Source organism: Paenibacillus sp. J31R30 (assembly GCF_059692115.1).
This window is the reverse complement of the sequence record NZ_JCAUAV010000001.1, coordinates 1,268,134-1,284,509: the sequence shown is the minus strand read 5'-3', so window position 1 is coordinate 1,284,509 and position 16,376 is coordinate 1,268,134. Positions and strand designations below refer to the sequence as shown.

Here is a 16,376-nt window from a genome sequence, read left to right as displayed (position 1 = left end):
AGATGAAAAACCCCCAGCGAATGAATACCCGGGGGCATATCTATCTTATACTTCCATGATTTCTTTTTCTTTAGCAGCCAAAACTTTCTCAACTTCAGCTACGAATTTATCAGTAAATTTCTGAATATCCTCTTGATGCTTACGAGATTCATCTTCAGAAATACCTGCTTTCTCAAGCTTTTTAATTTCGTCGTTCGCGTCACGGCGAATGTTACGAATAGCAATTTTGGCTTCTTCGCCAAACTTCTTCGTCATTTTTACCAAGTCATTACGACGTTCTTCTGTTAAAGCAGGAATAACAATACGAATAACGATACCGTCATTCGATGGTGTTAAACCTAGGTCAGACTTCATAATTGCCTTCTCGATCGAAGACATTGAGCTTTTATCCCATGGCTGAATGAGAAGTGTACGTGAATCTGGTGTAGTCAAATTAGCTAGTTGATTAACAGGCGTCATCGCACCATAGTATTCCACTTGAATGCGATCCAATAATGATGGCGTAGCACGTCCCGCACGAAGGGAAGTTAAATCTCTTCTAAGCGCTCCAATCGCTTTGTCCATCCGATCTTCTGCGTTCTTCTTCACTGATTGCGGCATGGTTTATACACTCCCTTTAACTGTAGTCCCAATTTTATCGCCAAGGACCACTCGTTTGATATTCCCTTTTTCCGTGATGTTAAACACAACCAACGGAATGTTGTTATCCATACAAAGGGAAGAAGCGGTGGAGTCCATGACACCAAGGTTGTTACTAATAACTTCCATATAGGTTAACGTTTCGAATTTCTTCGCTGTTGGATCTTTGAATGGATCAGCTGAATAGACGCCATCCACTTTATTCTTGGCCATAAGAATGACTTCAGCTTCAATCTCTGCAGCTCTTAAGGCAGCTGTTGTATCCGTGGAGAAGTAAGGGTTACCCGTTCCCGCGGCAAAAATAACAACTCTACCCTTTTCAAGATGGCGCATAGCTCTCCTGCGTATGTAAGGTTCAGCAACTTGTTGCATAGTAATGGAGGACTGGACTCTTGTGGGTACCTCAATGTTTTCCAACGCATCCTGCAAAGCCAGTGAATTCATGACAGTTGCAAGCATCCCCATGTAATCCGCTGTTGCACGATCCATTCCTTTCTCACTACCTGCGATTCCGCGCCAAATATTCCCGCCGCCAACAACGATAGCAACCTCAACGTTTAATTCTACAACGTCTTTGACTTGTTGAGCAATGGAGGTGATTACTTCTGAATCAATGCCATAACCCTGCTGTCCTGCTAAAGCTTCGCCGCTCAATTTAAGCACTATTCTTTTATAAAAAGGTTGACCCAACTTGTATGACCTCCGTTTCCATGCATAACTCCATGTCTTTAAGGGCTAAAAAAGAAGGAACACCAAGTGTTCCATCTTTTTGAATACCTATTATAGTTTAACTTGGGACATAACTTCTTCCGCAAAGTTCTCTTGTTTTTTCTCAAGACCTTCACCAAGACCGAAACGAACGAAACGACGGATCGAGATGTTCTCGCCGATAGCAGCGATTTTCTCATTCAACAATTGGTCGATTGTTTTGTCTGGATCTTTAACGAATTGTTGCTCCATCAAGCAGAACTCTTCGTAGTATTTACCAATACGGCCTTCAACCATTTTGTCGATGATTTTCTCTGGTTTGCCTTCATTCAAAGCTTGGTTACGAAGAATTTCTTTTTCTTTTTCCAAAGCTTCTGTTGGTACTTCTTCACGACGAACGTAAGTTGGGTTTGCTGCTGCAATGTGCATAGCAATATCTTTACAGAACGTTCTGAATTGCTCTGTTTTACCAACGAAGTCAGTTTCACAGTTGATTTCTACAAGAACGCCCACTTTACCGCCAGCGTGGATGTAAGATTCAACAGCGCCTTCAGTAGCAATACGTCCAGCTTTATTAGCTGCTGCAGAAAGACCTTTCTCACGAAGAATCTCACCAGCTTTGGTGATATCGCCGTTTGCTTCTTCAAGTGCTTTCTTGCAATCTAACATACCTGCACCTGTTTTTTCACGTAATTCTTTTACTTGTGCTGCTGTAACTGCCATTGTAAGAAACCTCCTGTTAAATTGTTATTGTCTATATGTAACACCAGTGTATTCTCTAAAAAAAGGGTGGTGACAGGCTGTTACACCTTCCAACCACCCTTTTCACATTACTATAATTTAAGCTGTTGTTTGCTCGCCTTGGTGTGCTTCGATAACTGCATCAGCAATTTTCGCTGTTAACAATTTAACTGCGCGGATTGCATCATCGTTACCTGGAATCACGTAATCGATTTCGTCTGGATCGCAGTTTGTATCTACGATACCAACGATTGGAATACCCAATTTACGAGCTTCTGCTACAGCAATACGCTCTTTACGAGGATCGATAATGAATAGTGCACTTGGCAAACCTTTCATGTTCTTGATTCCGCCTAGGAATTTCTCAAGACGCTCTTTCTCTTTGCGAAGAATGATAACTTCTTTCTTCGGAAGAACTTCGAAAGTGCCGTCCTCTTCCCATCTTTCAAGAGTTTTCAAGCGATCGATACGTTTTTGAATCGTTTGGAAGTTAGTCAATGTACCACCCAACCAACGTTGGTTGATGAAGTACATGCCACAACGTTCTGCTTCTTCAGCAACGGAATCTTGGGCTTGTTTTTTAGTTCCTACGAAAAGAATTGTACCATTGTCTTCAGATACGGATTTAACAAAGTTGTAAGCTTCTTCAACTTTTTTAACCGTTTTTTGAAGATCGATGATGTAAATACCGTTTCTTTCAGTAAAGATATACTTGTCCATTTTCGGGTTCCAACGACGTGTTTGGTGACCGAAATGTACGCCAGCTTCTAAAAGCTGTTTCATGGAGATAACTGCCATCCCCAATCCCTCCTCTAAGTGGTTTATTTGGTATCCGCCGCCCCTCGCATCTTTGCATAAAACCTACCGAAGTAAGCACCATTATGCAAATTGACGGGCGTGAGTTTTTAACACCGTGAATAAATATACCACAACTGAAAACAAGGCGCAACCTTTTATCCTGAATGTCATTCTGCCCATGAATTGGATTGTTTATGTATATGGAAACAAAAAAAGATCTCTGTAAAGAAGATCCTTTTGGTCGACGAACTATTGATTTTTAATCAAATTCGCTACAATGGTTTGCACATCCATATTACCAACAAACTCATGATAGCCAACTTGAATTTTGGTGTTACCACCCTGTTTGTCAAGCTCAGTAACGAATGCTTTCCGATCTGTAATCACTCCTGAATTAACAAGGAGTTCCGCAACAGTCGTTGCATCAAGGTTTGGCTGCACATAAATAACGATCTTTGTTGGCGCCGCTGGCGAAGTCGCTTTTGGTTGATCTTGTGGCTTAGTCGCTGTTAACTTATCTGCTTCCTCTTTAAGCTTCTTCTGGACGGCAGCATCTAATTCCGCTTGTGTATATACCTTTACATTTTTCTCTAAAACCTGATAGTACTTTGATGCTTCTACTTTTAGCTTCTGTGGATCCATTTCTTCTAACGATATACCTGATGGAGTCGGAGTAGTAGGTCGAATAAGCATCACTTGTAGTAGGATTGCACCCACAATTATTCCTATACCAATACCCAAAACTAAAGCTCTATTTTTAAACACGCGTCCGTTCCTCCTGTCTTGAAAGCTGAAGGATCAAACTGACCTCGCCTTTATTCATACTGAGCTTTTTGGCAATAGCCTCGACACTTTTCCCTTGATCGTGCAACGCAAATAATTCGGTATATCTGCTTTTCATACTTAAGCCTACATAGACCGGCTCCTCTACTACTGGTTCAGGAACAATCGGATCTACAAGTGTAGACGTAAGAATTGCTTGTTGATTCTGCAAATGCAAAGCACTAGCTATCTCGCTTAAGGGGGTGGTTGGATGCTGGTTGACATGAATGGTCGTGAGTTCTTTTGAAAGCTCATGCTTTTGTCTCTCCAAGGTCTCCAAACGTCCAGCTAACTTGGCGAGCTCCACTTCATAATCTTGCTTAGTTTTTGAAAATAGATCAAGCATCGCTTGATTTTGTTCATCCATTTCAGCTGCGAAGTGTTCAATCGTATCTTCGATTTCTTGCACAACTGTAGCTTTAGCGGATGAAGCCGTCGTTAGATCCTTCGGTATAAATCTTGCATAGACTATCAATACAAGACCAAGCAGGATGACGTATAACACCGGCTGCATAACCATGTGGTTCACCTTTTTCTATAGCAAGTTAGAGAGATAAGTCGATATGATGACCTTTATAGGGATGTTCCGGCTGGTGTTCAGTGTCCGTTGAAGCACTCTCTCCTGGCCCTATAGTCTTACTTTTCCCTAATTGCGATTTCTTCTGTTCACGACGATCTAAGATATCTGCACGCCCACTCTCTTCGAGTTTGCTAGTCCGTCCCCGATCTCGCTCCGTTGATTGAGTGGCTTGATTTTCTAAAATGATGCCATCCTGCCGCGGTTTCTGCATCAACTGATTTTGCTTAATACCCGCCTCATCGTTCTTGTGTACAGCGAATTGTAAATCGATGGCTTTGAAACTCATCGTTTACTTCCTCCTCACTTACACGTTTGCACTCATAATAATATCGCCGTCACTTAACCGGAAGGTCATACGGTTCGTTGGATCTTTGATGAATTTCGTGTAACGGCCAATAACAATTTTCGTTCCACCATAGATCGTAGAAACAACTTGAACCTTGGCATTCTCCGAATCTTCCAGAGATTTCTCGATTTCCAGAATACGTTCCTTAATCGAGACTTGTTCGTCTATATTTTGTTTCTTGGTATTATTGAGTTTAATACGCATAGCGAGCTTATCAGGACTTAACTGACCCGTGGCAGCCAATTGATCTAATAAAGAAAGCGCTTTACTCGACTTCTCCATATTCTCTATCAGTGACTTTAGATGATTACGAAGTTGAATCATTTCATTACGCAGCTCAGGCAGCACGCCTACTTCAATAACCGTTGTCGTTGACATCGAATTTCCAATGGTTCTAGCCGTAACACGTTCTCCAGCTTGAATAGTCCCACCTACGATTAGTCCTTTTGCCCCTACACAATTGACATTTTTACCTGCTCTTACTGTAGAGTGCATGATACTTTGTGAAACGGTAAGTTCACTTGCAGCCTCAATCGTTGCATCTTGAATAAAGGAGCTCTTCACATTTTTACCTGCTTTTATGAAAGCTTTGTTCTGTCCTACAATACCAGCAGATATTTCAATCGAACCCTCAGCCTCAAGCTCCGCGGCTTCTACGCCGCCTGTTACACGAATGTCACCAGCTGCTTTAATTTTGAAACCTGGGAGAACATTGCCTCTAATGACAACCGTTCCGATAAAATCAATATTCCCTACATTATAATCAACATCTCCATTTATCTCATAAACGGGGAATACATTGATTTTGTCTCGATCCGTTCGAACCACCATGCCATCAATGGTAGCATATAGCCCCATTTGCTCAGCATCCGTAACGACATTTTTACCTAATTTGAATCTAGCTTCCTTGCCTGCTTTTGTAAAAAGCGTCTCACCAGTAACTGCACGACCTGGAGTACCAGCTGTAGCTAAAAATCGTTGGCCGATTAATTGCCCTTTTCTAACGTTATGAAGTGATACGACTTCTTTATAATTGACCCGGCCGTCTTCCAGCTCCAAAGGTTTTTTTTCATTATCATCAAAGTCAAAAGATAATTTGATATACCCATTTTGACCTTCTACCGATTTAGTTCCCGTCGCAATTACTGTCTTTTTCAGAGAAAAAGATCTTGGGTTTGCTGCTATTTCTGCAAGAACAACTTGATTTACACCATGAATAATCCGGTTTTTTTGGACCAAATCCATTAATTGCCCAATTGAGACTTTAAACGTATCATCTGTATTACTAATCAGTAAATGAGCAGATAATTTGTCATCTGACACAGTAATACTAATGAAGTAATCCAAAGGCATGTTCCCCTCACTCACGGACATACCACCTTTCCATACTTTCAGAATAAGTTTAATTATCTTGAAAAAGTTGATTTTTAAAGCGTCCGAGTACACCTTTTAGTCGTAAGATCGCTTTGGAATGAAGCTGTGAAATGCGTGATGGAGATAAACACATGACTTCTGCAATTTCACTTAAGGATAATTCTTCGAAATAAAATAAGGAAACAACCGTTCGCTCTTTTTCAGTCAATCGGTCTATCGCTTTCGCTAACGATTCTTTGAGATAAAATTCATTCACTTGCGCTTCTGGATTTTTGGCTTTCTCATCTACAATAAGTGAAAGTCTTGTTTCTGATTCTTCTTCTCGAATTGGATCATCAATCGAACATATCGTTGTTATAGAAATATCTTGTAGCATATGCTGAAAATCCTGCTCACTGATTTGCAGATAAGAACTGATCTCTATATCCGTCACAGATCGAAGATGTTGCTGTTCCAGCTTTTGATAGGCTTCTTCTACCTTTTTGGCTTTTTCCCTCACGGATCTTGGTACCCAATCCCCTTGGCGTAAGCCATCAATAATGGCGCCGCGAATTCTCCATGAAGCATAAGTTTCAAATTGTAAGCCACGTGCATAATCAAACTTCTCGATGGCATCAATTAATCCCATGACCCCAAAGCTCGATAAGTCGTCTTTAGAAACACTTTTGGGGAGTCCAATAGCTAATCTACCTGAGACATACTCCACTAATGGCAAATAGTTCTCGATTAGTGTTTGTCTAGCTGCAATTATGCCCTGTTCCTTCCATTGTTTCCACAAATCAATATTCGCAAGTTGAACTTGCTTTTGATCAATCATGATTTAAGATTCACCATCCTTAATCTTCAGACATTCGCCTCAAGGCACCCGCCAGTTGTTCAGGGTCCAAATTATTCTTGGTGACTAGCTTAGGTGGATTCAATGGTGAAAATTGCATTTCGTTTGAATGTGCATCTTTCGTATTATACGTATGGTTCGTTTTCATCATTTCCCGCGTTACTTCATCCTCATCGGGCGTGCTCAAATCTAGGTTCTGACCAACCGCGGATGAGGAATTCTCTTGTGGTGAATCCTCTAATGAAGTAACAGGTCCAATTAATAATCCTAATACCCATCTAAAACCAAATGTGATTACGAAAATAATGAGAAAGCTGTATCCACTTTTGATGCAGGATGATAAGAATAAATTATTACCAATTGACAATGCAAATGTGAAGATACCTGCTAATAGAGCAACGATGAGATTTATTCGTATAGTTCCAATCATCATTAAATTTCCTTTACTCCCAATTGAACACTACGGATCAGTAAGATTCCTGTCGCACTATAAAATTCAATCGTACGACCATAATTAGCTCCTGTATCCTCAGCTAGAATTGGAATCTTGTAACGATTCAACATTTCCTTACAAGATTCTACATTCCTCGGTCCGATTCTCATCGTATCATTATTTCCTGCAAATGCAAACATTTGAGCACCGCCAGCAAGCTTAGCTTCTAATCTGCTAATACTTGCTCCTAGCTTTTCCATTCTGGAAATAAGTTCAGGAATCGCCGTATCTGCATACTTGGCTATGTTCAAAGAGCCTTCACGAGCTATTTCAGATGAAGGCAGCATGACATGTGCCATTCCAGCTACTTTTGACCGGCTATCGTAGAGCGTAACCCCTACACATGAGCCCAATCCTGTTGTCTTCAATACACCGACTTGATGAGCAACATTTAAGTCAGCCATACCTACTTTAATTAAGTTTTCTTGCGTCATGGAGAGACTACCCCTAATGCCGAAAAGATTTTACCAAACGATTCCGGATCAGGGATTAGGAAAAAGTGACCTTGCACCTCGTTCTCCCCTTCCAAAAATTTAGTATCGATGAGGAGAGCCTGATCTCCCATCTGACCAAATTGCAATAAACCATAGCTTAAAATTGCACCAGCCATGTCGATCGCTAGCGCTGGAACCGTCGGCTGCATATTTAAATTCGTGAAATCAGCGAGTGAGGATAAATAAGACCCGGCAAGTATATTGCCAATTTCATTCAGTGCAGATAATTCAAGCTCTGAATATTCTTCTTGATCAGGAAGTGATAAACCAACCAAATCACGAAGCATATTTTTGGCTGCATCCAAGTCAAGGATGAAAAACATATTCCCTGGCGCATCCCCATCTACCCGCAAGAAGATGGCCAAGACCACTGTCTCAGCACCGCCAACACTTTCGCAAATTTCTTCGAAAGGCAGCATTCTTACTTTTGGCACAAGCATATCAATTGGCTTGTCCAGTAAGGTAGAAAGCGCAGTTGCAGCATGCCCCGCGCCAATGTTCCCTACTTCTTTTAGTACATCTAATTGAAAATCCTCTAATTGACTAAAAACGTCCACAGCTATTCCTCGAATCTTTCAAGTTGCTGAATTTCACTACGATTCAAGACTTGCTCTAGGTTAAGCAGTACCAACAATCGATTGTCGCCGACACGCGCAATACCGTCCAAGTACTTGGCTTTAATGCCACCAACAACTTCAGGCGGAGTATTAATATTATCCGTATCGACATCAATAACATCATTAGCAGAATCAACAATCAGACCTACTTCAAAATCAGCAGCAGAAACAATAATAATACGAGTCGCATCTGTGCTTGTTACTTCTTCAAGACCAAATCTAGCACGTAGATCAATAATTGGAATAACAACACCACGCAAATTAATAACACCTTTAATAAATTCCGGCGCTTTTGGCACACGTGTCATTGGCTGCATTCTTTCAATCGTTCTAACCTTTTCTACCTCAACACCATACTCTTCCGATCCAAGTGCGAAGACAATTACTTTTTTTTCTTCTCCCATTTTGAAATCCTCCTTAATGAATATGGTTTTATTTAATCAATGCGTTCGGGTCAATGATCAAAGCAACTTGTCCATCCCCGAGAATGGTGGCTCCTGAAATTGCGAAAATGCCTGTTAAGTATTTGCCTAACGTTTTTAACACGATTTCTTGCTGACCAATAAATTCATCCACCATGAGCGCTACTTGTTTATCGCCTTTGCGAACGACAACGATTTCTGTTTCTTCTTCCAAATCCTCATTGAAATCAGGAACCTGGAATAGGGTACTAACAGAAACTAACGGGATGACTGTTTTCCGATAATCAATCATTTTCGTTCCTTGGATGTTACGGATCTGAGACTTCTGAATAGCAGATGTTTCAACAATTGAAGACAAAGGAATCGCATATTTCTCACTACCCAGACGCACTAGCATTGCAGAAATAATTGAGAGAGTCAGCGGTAACTGTACAGAAAATTTACTTCCGAAGCCAGGTTTCGAATCAACTTGTACATGTCCACCTAACATTTGAATCTTCGTCTTAACTACGTCTAATCCAACTCCGCGACCTGAAATGTCAGAAATCTTCTCAGCCGTACTAAAACCTGAAGCAAATAGCAAGTTGTAAACTTCGTGATCTGTTAATTTTGCAGCTTGCTCGGCCGTCACAAGTCCATTCTTCAAAGCAGTTTTCAAAACCTTCTCACGGTAGATACCTTTGCCATCTTCCTCAATCTCAATAAAGACATGGTTTCCACTGTGGAAAGCACGAAGCTGAATTGTTCCTTGCTCTGGTTTGCCTACTGCCACACGCTCACTGATCGACTCAATTCCGTGATCAACCGCATTTCGTAATAAATGGACTAGCGGATCACCGATTTCATCAATTACCGTACGGTCTAACTCCGTATCAGCGCCTGTGATCACAAGATCTACTTTCTTGTCCAAGGATTTCGCTAAGTCTCTGATCATCCGAGGGAATCTATTGAATACCGAATCTACTGGAACCATGCGAAGCTTCAAAACGATATTTTGCAGATCGCTGCTAACACGCGACATGTGTTCAACGGTTTCCGTCAAATCATTGCGTTTCACTTCACTTGCTAATTGCTCTAACCGAACGCGATCAATCAATAGCTCGCTGAATAAATTCATAAGCGTGTCTAAACGCTCAATATCTACACGAATGGTGCGACTCGCAACTGGTGCTCCGCCTGCAGCTGGTTTAGCCGCAGAGACTACTGCATCGGCAGCTTTGGATACTTCTACATCAGGAGTCATCACAGGTGCCGCAACAGCCGCTGCAACTTCTTTGCGTGCTGTTTCAATCTCTGTATTTGGTCGTGATAATTCTGCAAGAGATTCTGTATCTACGGTAATAATAACAGCTGATGCAATCTCCGAAACATTTAAAATCTCTTTCTCCAATGTTGCTTGATCTACTTTTGAAATAAAGTATAGTGAGAACGAACGGTCAAATTTCTCTTGCTCAATTTCTTGGACAGAAGGCGTAGACTTAATGATCTCGCCCATTCGTTCCATGGCATCGAACACCATGTAAGCACGTGCAGCTTTCAACACACAGTTTTCATTGACACTGACTTCGATATAGAAAACAAGAAATCCTGAATCGATTGATTGCTGAAGAATGGAGTACTGAAACTCATCGACTTCAATGCCTTTAGCTGGTTCAGTTATAGCAATAGCAGAGGTAGGGGCCTGTGTCTTTTTATAGTCACCTGTCACGATGGATCTCAGTGATGTGACAATCGGACTAACGTCAGCTTTACCTGTACCGCCTTGAATAATATCTTCTACCATGGATTCTAAGGAATCCAAACTTTTGAATATACAATCGAATATGTAGGAGTCCATCTCAATTTTACTATTACGTACAAGGTCAAGCACATTTTCCATATCATGGGTAAGTGCAGCGATGTCTTCAAATCCCATCGTCGCGGACATCCCTTTTAACGTATGAGCTGAACGAAAAATATTATGTACAATACTTATGTCTTTAGGATTACTTTCTAAATTAAGAAGATTTTCATTCAATGATTGCAAGTGCTCTTTTGATTCATCGATAAACATCGACAGATATTGACTAAGTTCCACTACCACACACCTCCAATAGAATCATCCAGTCCTAAGTTTGCTTCAGTTCACTTCGTTCACGACACACCTAGATAATCGAACTGCAATATCCTGTTGGGGTAAAACATGCATCGCAGCTTGGTTTTCTACAGCGGCTCTTGGCATCCCATATACGACACAGGTTTCTTCCGCCTCGGCAATAGTTGTAGTTGCACCTGATTGCCTAAGAGAAAGCATTCCTTTGGCTCCATCACTTCCCATTCCAGTCATCAAAACGACATGTCGCTTCAATTCATTCATGCCCAGTAAGGAGTCAAACATCACATCAACAGATGGCCGATGACCAGAAACAGGTTCATCTTTGGTTAGTCGAATTTTGTACGTACGGTTCGGATCTTTGTAGATAACCATATGCCATCCTCCAGGAGCCACATATGCTGTAGCTGTTTGAAGGACTTCGCCATCCGCCGCTTCAACAACCCTAATTTGAGAAATATCATTCAAACGCTGGGCTAGTGATTTGGTAAAATTGGGTGGCATATGCTGCACAATTAAGATTGGTGCTGGAAAACCTGCAGGAATATTGGAAATAACCTGATGTAAAGCTCGTGGACCACCGGTAGATGTACCAATCGCAACTACATGATTAAAATTTGTAGTAGCTTGGGTAACCGGAACATTCGCGTCAGAGTGTTTCAGTGTTTCTTTCATCATCTTTGATCGTAATGATAATGGATTAACTTTCGGCATTGGTGTTGGAACGCGGGAAGGTTGAATTACATTCATTTTCGAACGAACTGCCATTAGCAGTTTCTCATGCAGTAATAGTTTAACTTTAAACAGATCCAGAGAGATGGAACCCGAAGGCTTTCGAATAAAGTCTACTGCTCCCAACTCCAACGCTCTAATCGTCTCAGCAGCTCCCTCCTGAGTTAGAGAGCTAAGCATGATGACAGGGGTTGGTTGCTCATCCATGATGTGTTTAAGCGCATCCAATCCATTCATGACAGGCATTTCGATATCCATCGTAACAGCATCTGGTCGAAGCAGCTTAACTAGTTCAACTGCTTCTTGGCCATTTTTGGCAGTGCCAACAACCTTGAATTGTTGATTTTCAGAAATTAAATCACTAACTATTTTTCGCATAAAGACGGAGTCATCTACGACAAGAATGTTATATATTGCCAAGCTGCTTCCCTCCTCTATCTGCTTATTCGACACAATTTTCAAAAATCCTATTTCAAAAGCTTCAACATTTTATTTAAAAAGCTCTTGACACCTGTAGAAGGTGTTTCAATAACTCGATATCCTTTTATATAATTATCCGTAAGCGTTTTGATGCTCTTCGTTGCTGTGGAATATGGAAATGCGATAGAGAAAGGAATTTGCCTCTTCACTGCTTTCGAAACAACCGGATCATCATCAACAAACCCTAAGGTTGGGATATGAATATCCAAGAATTGTTTGGCTACTAACGATATTTTGTCAGCCGTCTGCTTTCCTTCTCTTGCATCTGTTACGCGATTAATAACTAGTTTAAAGGATACATCGTGACCCATTGAATTCACCATCTTGATAATCGCATAAGCATCAGTAATCGATGTTGGTTCAGGGGTTGTAACGACAATCGCCTCTTCAGCTGCGAGAATGAACTTTAACGTCTCCTTGGATAAGCCTGCTCCTGTATCGAAAATGATAAAATCCACATATCCGTTAAGTTGCATTACTTGTTCCGCAAAATAATCTAACTCTTCTTCGCTTAATCGTAGTAAGTCATTAAAACCAGAACCACCAGCGATAAACTCTAAATCATTGGATCCCTTTTGGATGATTTCCCAGATCGTTTTGTCCTTCTTTAACAGATGATAAAGACTGTAGGTCGACGATACGCCCATTAAAACGTCAATGTTCGCTAGCCCAATATCTGCATCAAAGACAAGTACCTTATAACCGAGAGCCTGCAGTGATAAAGCGAAGTTTAGCGTAAAATTGGATTTACCTACCCCACCTTTTCCACTGGTCACGGTAATGATCCTGGTTGTTCTTGTGCCTTTATCACCCTGCGTCTGAACCAGATTCCGTAACCCTTCTGCTTGATCCTTCATGTTCTAGGCTCCTCCAATAACAAATCAATGATTTGCCACTCGTTCATTTCCGCAATATCATCGGGGACACTCTGCCCAGTTGTCACATATGAAAGTTTGAGAGAAAACTCATGAACAACATTCAAAATGGCGCCATAAGAATCTGTTTCATCCATTTTGGTAAAGAGTACTTTATCCAGCTTGAATTTGCTAAAGTTATTCGTTATCGCCCGTAAATCACGATATTTGGTCGTTAAGCTTAGTACGAGAATTGTTTCACTGTTTCCTTGGGTCTTCAACAATGAGTTCAATTCTGACACATACATTTCGTTCCTGAAATTACGCCCAGCTGTATCCATGAAAATGATGTCGCATTCTGCTAAATTCTGAAATGCTTTCGTCAAATCTTGCGGAGAAAACACGACTTCGAGCGGTACATTTAAAATAGTGGCATACGTTTTTAACTGCTCAATTGCAGCAATTCGATAGGTGTCCGAGGTAATAAAACCAACTTTACGGTGATATTTCAATACTTGCTCCGCAGCTAGCTTGGCAATCGTTGTCGTTTTACCAACTCCGGTTGGACCAACAAAATGAACTACACGAGTTTGTGTAGAAATATGTTTACTATGATCCGTTTGAAAAATTTGACCAAGCTTTGAACGAACAAGTTGGTGAGCTGACTCCTCGGTAACGGGTTCATCCGCAAGTTGAAAATCCGCCATGACCTCATCCATGATTTGACGAACGAGTGTAGGATTTACTTCTTGGTCGTATAGTCGCTGTTCCAGCTTTTGCAAAGCTTCAGGAAGCTTCCCCTCATCAGTCACTTGTGTAAGCTTCTTCATCATTTCTTTCATTTGTTTGAGTTCTTCCATTAATTGGTCATCTTTAACTGAAGACTTAGTTGATGTTTGAACAGATGAAGGTGCATAAGCTTGATGCTGTGCCGAATTCATGATGATCTTTTCAGATGATGGAACAGTAGTTGACGCAACCGGCTCGCTCTTCCTTGCCGCAGGTAAGATTACATCAGGCACATCAGGAAAGTCAGATTGGTGATTGTTATTCTTAAGCTGAGTAACCGGGCTGCTAATTTTGGGCTGAGGCGCCAGTTGCGCGGATACCCGTTGCGGTGTTGGAGCTGGTTTTGAATTTGCACCATCAATCGCTGCAATGACTTCAATCTTTTTCTTCCCAAACATGCCAAGAAAACCGCCTGTGCGAATTTCCTTTGTATTCAGGATCACAGCATCCTTGCCAAGATCCGAACGAATTTTTTGCAAAGCGTCAGGCATGGAATCAACAACATATCTTTTTACTCTCATAAATTGACTACCCCCATGCTTTGGATTTCAACGCTAGGCTCTAATTCACTGTATGATAGGACGGGGATATCTTGAAGCGTTCTCTCTAATAGCTGTCTAACATACATCCGAATCGTTGGTGATGTTAATATGACGGGTTGTTGCCCGGATTGAATTAATTTAGTTACTTGTTCAGTTACACGATGATAAATAATTTGTGAAGATGAAGGATCCAGCGCCAGATAGCTTCCTTGATCTGATTGTTGCACGGAATCTGCAATTTTCTTCTCTACTGACGGGCCTACTGTAATTACTTTCAGCGAATCACCTTGAGAAGTAAATTGCTGTGTGATTTGTCGAGATAATGACTGTCTCACGTACTCTGTTAAGATCTCAGGATCCTTCGTATAAGTGCCATAATCAGCTAATGTTTCTAAAATTGTGACCAGGTCACGAACAGATATTTTTTCGCGTAGAAGTTTGGATAGAACTTTCTGAATATCTCCAACAGCTAATACGGAAGGGATTAAATCATCAACAAGCGCAGGATACGATTCCCTTACATTTTCGATAAGCGCCTTTGTTTCTTGACGACCCAGCAGCTCATGAATATGTTTCTTAATAATTTCAGTTAAATGCGTCGCGACAACAGATGGTGGATCTACAACAGTATAACCAGATAGCTCTGCTCGCTCTTTGTTCATTTCATCGATCCAAATAGCTGGTAACCCGAAAGCAGGTTCTGTTGTCTCAATTCCTGATATTGAATCATCATCAAATCCAGGACTCATTGCCAGATAATGATTAAGGAGTAGTTCGCCGCGCGCAACTGTATTGCCTTTAATTTTAATGATATACTCATTCGGTCTTAATTGGATATTGTCTCGGATACGTATGACGGGCACTACAACACCGAGCTCCAAAGCACATTGACGTCTGATCAAAATAATACGATCTAATAAATCGCCGCCTTGCTGTGTATCCGCTAGAGGGATAAGCCCATAACCAAATTCGAATTCAATCGGGTCCACTTGTAGTAAGGAAATAACACTTTCAGGGCTTCGTACTTCTTCAATCTGTTTCTCTTCAACCAATTGCTCTTCTTTAATCGCTTCGCGGTCCAAATTCTTTTGCATTTTAAAAGCAGCATATACTAAAAGACCAGCGATCGGATAAGTTGTAAACCAGTGGATCGGTGTAAACGTGCCTAAAACAACTAACGTTCCTGCAACGATGTATAACAACTTAGGTTGAGCCGTTAATTGTTTTGTTATATCATTACCTAAATTACCTTCAGACGAAGCTCGAGTTACGATGATACCGGCTGCAGTTGAAATTAGTAGTGCAGGGATTTGGCTTACCAAACCATCACCGATTGTTAGGATCGAGAAGGTTTGTAATGCCTCTTGAAAATCCATCCCTTTCATTGTCATCCCAATAATAAATCCGCCGATTAAATTGATAACTAGGATGATAATCCCGGCAATCGCATCACCTTTTACAAACTTACTGGCACCATCCATGGCACCATAGAAATCAGCTTCACGTTCAATCTTTTGTCTTCGTTCTCTTGCTTGAATCTCATTGATCAAACCCGCATTCAAATCAGCGTCAATACTCATTTGCTTACCTGGCATCGCGTCCAAAGTAAATCTAGCTGCAACTTCGGCAACGCGCTCAGAACCTTTGGTAATAACAATAAACTGAACCAAGACAAGGATGAGAAACACGACGAATCCCACAACGATATTGCCTTGCGCTACGAATGAACCAAAAGTTCTGACCACGTCGCCTGCTTCAGCATGCGCTAAAATATTACGAGTTGTCGATACGTTTAAAGCTAATCGAAAGAGCGTGGTAATCAGTAGCAAGGAAGGAAAAATTGAAAATTGGAGTGCTTCTTGCGTATTCATTGCAACCAAGATAATCATTAAGGCTATCGAAATATTAATAATTAGTAAAAAGTCCAGCAAAGGGATAGGAATAGGTACAATCATCATCAACACGATGCCAATAATACCGACTAGAACTAATAAATCTTTGATTTTCATCAGATTGCA

18 protein-coding genes are annotated in these 16,376 nt (G+C 41.1%); all 18 read right to left on the bottom strand.

Going from position 1 to position 16,376, the window contains the following annotated elements; genetic code table 11:
• Positions 1 to 45: 45 nt before the first annotated feature.
• Entirely contained in the window at positions 46 to 600 is a 555-nt protein-coding gene (gene frr / locus AC58QO_RS05050; RefSeq protein ID WP_057315673.1) for a ribosome recycling factor, read from the bottom strand.
• A gap of 3 nt (positions 601 to 603) precedes the next feature.
• The gene (gene pyrH / locus AC58QO_RS05045) at positions 604 to 1,329 is read right to left on the bottom strand and encodes a UMP kinase (RefSeq protein ID WP_310500292.1); all 726 of its coding nucleotides are present in this window, start codon (positions 1,327 to 1,329) and stop codon (positions 604 to 606) included.
• A 90-nt stretch (positions 1,330 to 1,419) separates the two neighbouring features.
• Complete coding sequence (gene tsf / locus AC58QO_RS05040) at positions 1,420 to 2,070, bottom strand: translation elongation factor Ts (RefSeq protein ID WP_497255608.1); 651 nt, start codon at positions 2,068 to 2,070, stop codon at positions 1,420 to 1,422.
• Between the two features lie 117 nt (positions 2,071 to 2,187).
• Positions 2,188 to 2,886, bottom strand: a complete 699-nt coding sequence (gene rpsB / locus AC58QO_RS05035) for a 30S ribosomal protein S2 (RefSeq protein WP_056625008.1) — start codon at positions 2,884 to 2,886, stop codon at positions 2,188 to 2,190.
• Between the two features lie 249 nt (positions 2,887 to 3,135).
• On the bottom strand, positions 3,136 to 3,651 hold the full coding sequence (locus tag AC58QO_RS05030) for a hypothetical protein (protein WP_497264161.1): 516 nt from the start codon (positions 3,649 to 3,651) through the stop codon (positions 3,136 to 3,138).
• The gene (locus AC58QO_RS05025; RefSeq protein ID WP_497264160.1) at positions 3,644 to 4,222 is read right to left on the bottom strand and encodes a hypothetical protein; all 579 of its coding nucleotides are present in this window, start codon (positions 4,220 to 4,222) and stop codon (positions 3,644 to 3,646) included. The genes AC58QO_RS05030 and AC58QO_RS05025 overlap by 8 nt, the downstream gene beginning before the upstream one ends.
• 31 nt (positions 4,223 to 4,253) lie before the next feature.
• Positions 4,254 to 4,574, bottom strand: coding sequence for a hypothetical protein (locus AC58QO_RS05020; protein ID WP_497264159.1), 321 nt, complete (start codon positions 4,572 to 4,574; stop codon positions 4,254 to 4,256).
• Between the two features lie 18 nt (positions 4,575 to 4,592).
• Positions 4,593 to 6,002 (bottom strand): flagellar assembly protein A, encoded by a 1,410-nt coding sequence (locus AC58QO_RS05015; RefSeq protein WP_497264158.1) that lies wholly within the window; start codon positions 6,000 to 6,002, stop codon positions 4,593 to 4,595.
• Between the two features lie 34 nt (positions 6,003 to 6,036).
• On the bottom strand, positions 6,037 to 6,825 hold the full coding sequence (locus AC58QO_RS05010; protein WP_497264157.1) for a FliA/WhiG family RNA polymerase sigma factor: 789 nt from the start codon (positions 6,823 to 6,825) through the stop codon (positions 6,037 to 6,039).
• 19 nt (positions 6,826 to 6,844) lie between these two features.
• Positions 6,845 to 7,276 (bottom strand): hypothetical protein, encoded by a 432-nt coding sequence (locus tag AC58QO_RS05005; RefSeq protein ID WP_497264156.1) that lies wholly within the window; start codon positions 7,274 to 7,276, stop codon positions 6,845 to 6,847.
• Positions 7,276 to 7,770 carry a chemotaxis protein CheD gene (locus AC58QO_RS05000; RefSeq protein ID WP_497264155.1) on the bottom strand — a complete coding sequence of 165 codons (495 nt, stop codon included), beginning with the start codon at positions 7,768 to 7,770 and terminating at the stop codon, positions 7,276 to 7,278. The genes AC58QO_RS05005 and AC58QO_RS05000 overlap by 1 nt, the downstream gene beginning before the upstream one ends.
• Positions 7,767 to 8,387, bottom strand: coding sequence for a chemotaxis protein CheC (locus tag AC58QO_RS04995; protein ID WP_497264154.1), 621 nt, complete (start codon positions 8,385 to 8,387; stop codon positions 7,767 to 7,769). Before AC58QO_RS04995 ends, AC58QO_RS05000 begins: the two co-directional genes overlap by 4 nt.
• Positions 8,388 to 8,389: 2 nt before the next feature.
• Entirely contained in the window at positions 8,390 to 8,851 is a 462-nt protein-coding gene (locus AC58QO_RS04990; protein WP_497264153.1) for a chemotaxis protein CheW, read from the bottom strand.
• A 28-nt stretch (positions 8,852 to 8,879) separates the two neighbouring features.
• Positions 8,880 to 10,946 (bottom strand): chemotaxis protein CheW, encoded by a 2,067-nt coding sequence (locus AC58QO_RS04985; protein WP_497264152.1) that lies wholly within the window; start codon positions 10,944 to 10,946, stop codon positions 8,880 to 8,882.
• 42 nt (positions 10,947 to 10,988) lie between these two features.
• Positions 10,989 to 12,113, bottom strand: a complete 1,125-nt coding sequence (locus AC58QO_RS04980) for a protein-glutamate methylesterase/protein-glutamine glutaminase (protein WP_497264151.1) — start codon at positions 12,111 to 12,113, stop codon at positions 10,989 to 10,991.
• Positions 12,114 to 12,160: 47 nt separating this feature from the next.
• A complete protein-coding gene (locus tag AC58QO_RS04975; RefSeq protein WP_497264150.1) occupies positions 12,161 to 13,030 on the bottom strand; it encodes a MinD/ParA family protein in 870 nt (289 codons plus the stop codon).
• Positions 13,027 to 14,337 carry a flagellar biosynthesis GTPase FlhF gene (flhF, locus tag AC58QO_RS04970; protein WP_497264149.1) on the bottom strand — a complete coding sequence of 437 codons (1,311 nt, stop codon included), beginning with the start codon at positions 14,335 to 14,337 and terminating at the stop codon, positions 13,027 to 13,029. The genes AC58QO_RS04975 and flhF overlap by 4 nt, the downstream gene beginning before the upstream one ends.
• Positions 14,334 to 16,367: a flagellar biosynthesis protein FlhA gene (gene flhA, locus AC58QO_RS04965; RefSeq protein WP_497264148.1), complete on the bottom strand. Its 2,034-nt coding sequence runs from the start codon at positions 16,365 to 16,367 to the stop codon at positions 14,334 to 14,336. The genes flhF and flhA overlap by 4 nt, the downstream gene beginning before the upstream one ends.
• Positions 16,368 to 16,376 lie beyond the last annotated feature (9 nt).

Excerpts from the sequence above, each read along its gene's own strand:
- AC58QO_RS05020 (WP_497264159.1), bottom strand. The coding sequence starts at position 4,574 with ATGAGTTTCAAAGCCATCGATTTACAATTCGCTGTACACAAGAACGAT.
- rpsB (WP_056625008.1), bottom strand. The coding sequence starts at position 2,886 with ATGGCAGTTATCTCCATGAAACAGCTTTTAGAAGCTGGCGTACATTTC.
- AC58QO_RS04975 (WP_497264150.1), bottom strand. The coding sequence starts at position 13,030 with ATGAAGGATCAAGCAGAAGGGTTACGGAATCTGGTTCAGACGCAGGGT.
- AC58QO_RS05005 (WP_497264156.1), bottom strand. The coding sequence starts at position 7,276 with ATGATGATTGGAACTATACGAATAAATCTCATCGTTGCTCTATTAGCA.
- flhA (WP_497264148.1), bottom strand. The coding sequence starts at position 16,367 with ATGAAAATCAAAGATTTATTAGTTCTAGTCGGTATTATTGGCATCGTG.
- frr (WP_057315673.1), bottom strand. The coding sequence starts at position 600 with ATGCCGCAATCAGTGAAGAAGAACGCAGAAGATCGGATGGACAAAGCG.
- AC58QO_RS05000 (WP_497264155.1), bottom strand. The coding sequence starts at position 7,770 with ATGACGCAAGAAAACTTAATTAAAGTAGGTATGGCTGACTTAAATGTT.
- AC58QO_RS05010 (WP_497264157.1), bottom strand. The coding sequence starts at position 6,825 with ATGATTGATCAAAAGCAAGTTCAACTTGCGAATATTGATTTGTGGAAA.
- tsf (WP_497255608.1), bottom strand. The coding sequence starts at position 2,070 with ATGGCAGTTACAGCAGCACAAGTAAAAGAATTACGTGAAAAAACAGGT.
- flhF (WP_497264149.1), bottom strand. The coding sequence starts at position 14,337 with ATGAGAGTAAAAAGATATGTTGTTGATTCCATGCCTGACGCTTTGCAA.
- AC58QO_RS05025 (WP_497264160.1), bottom strand. The coding sequence starts at position 4,222 with ATGCAGCCGGTGTTATACGTCATCCTGCTTGGTCTTGTATTGATAGTC.
- AC58QO_RS04990 (WP_497264153.1), bottom strand. The coding sequence starts at position 8,851 with ATGGGAGAAGAAAAAAAAGTAATTGTCTTCGCACTTGGATCGGAAGAG.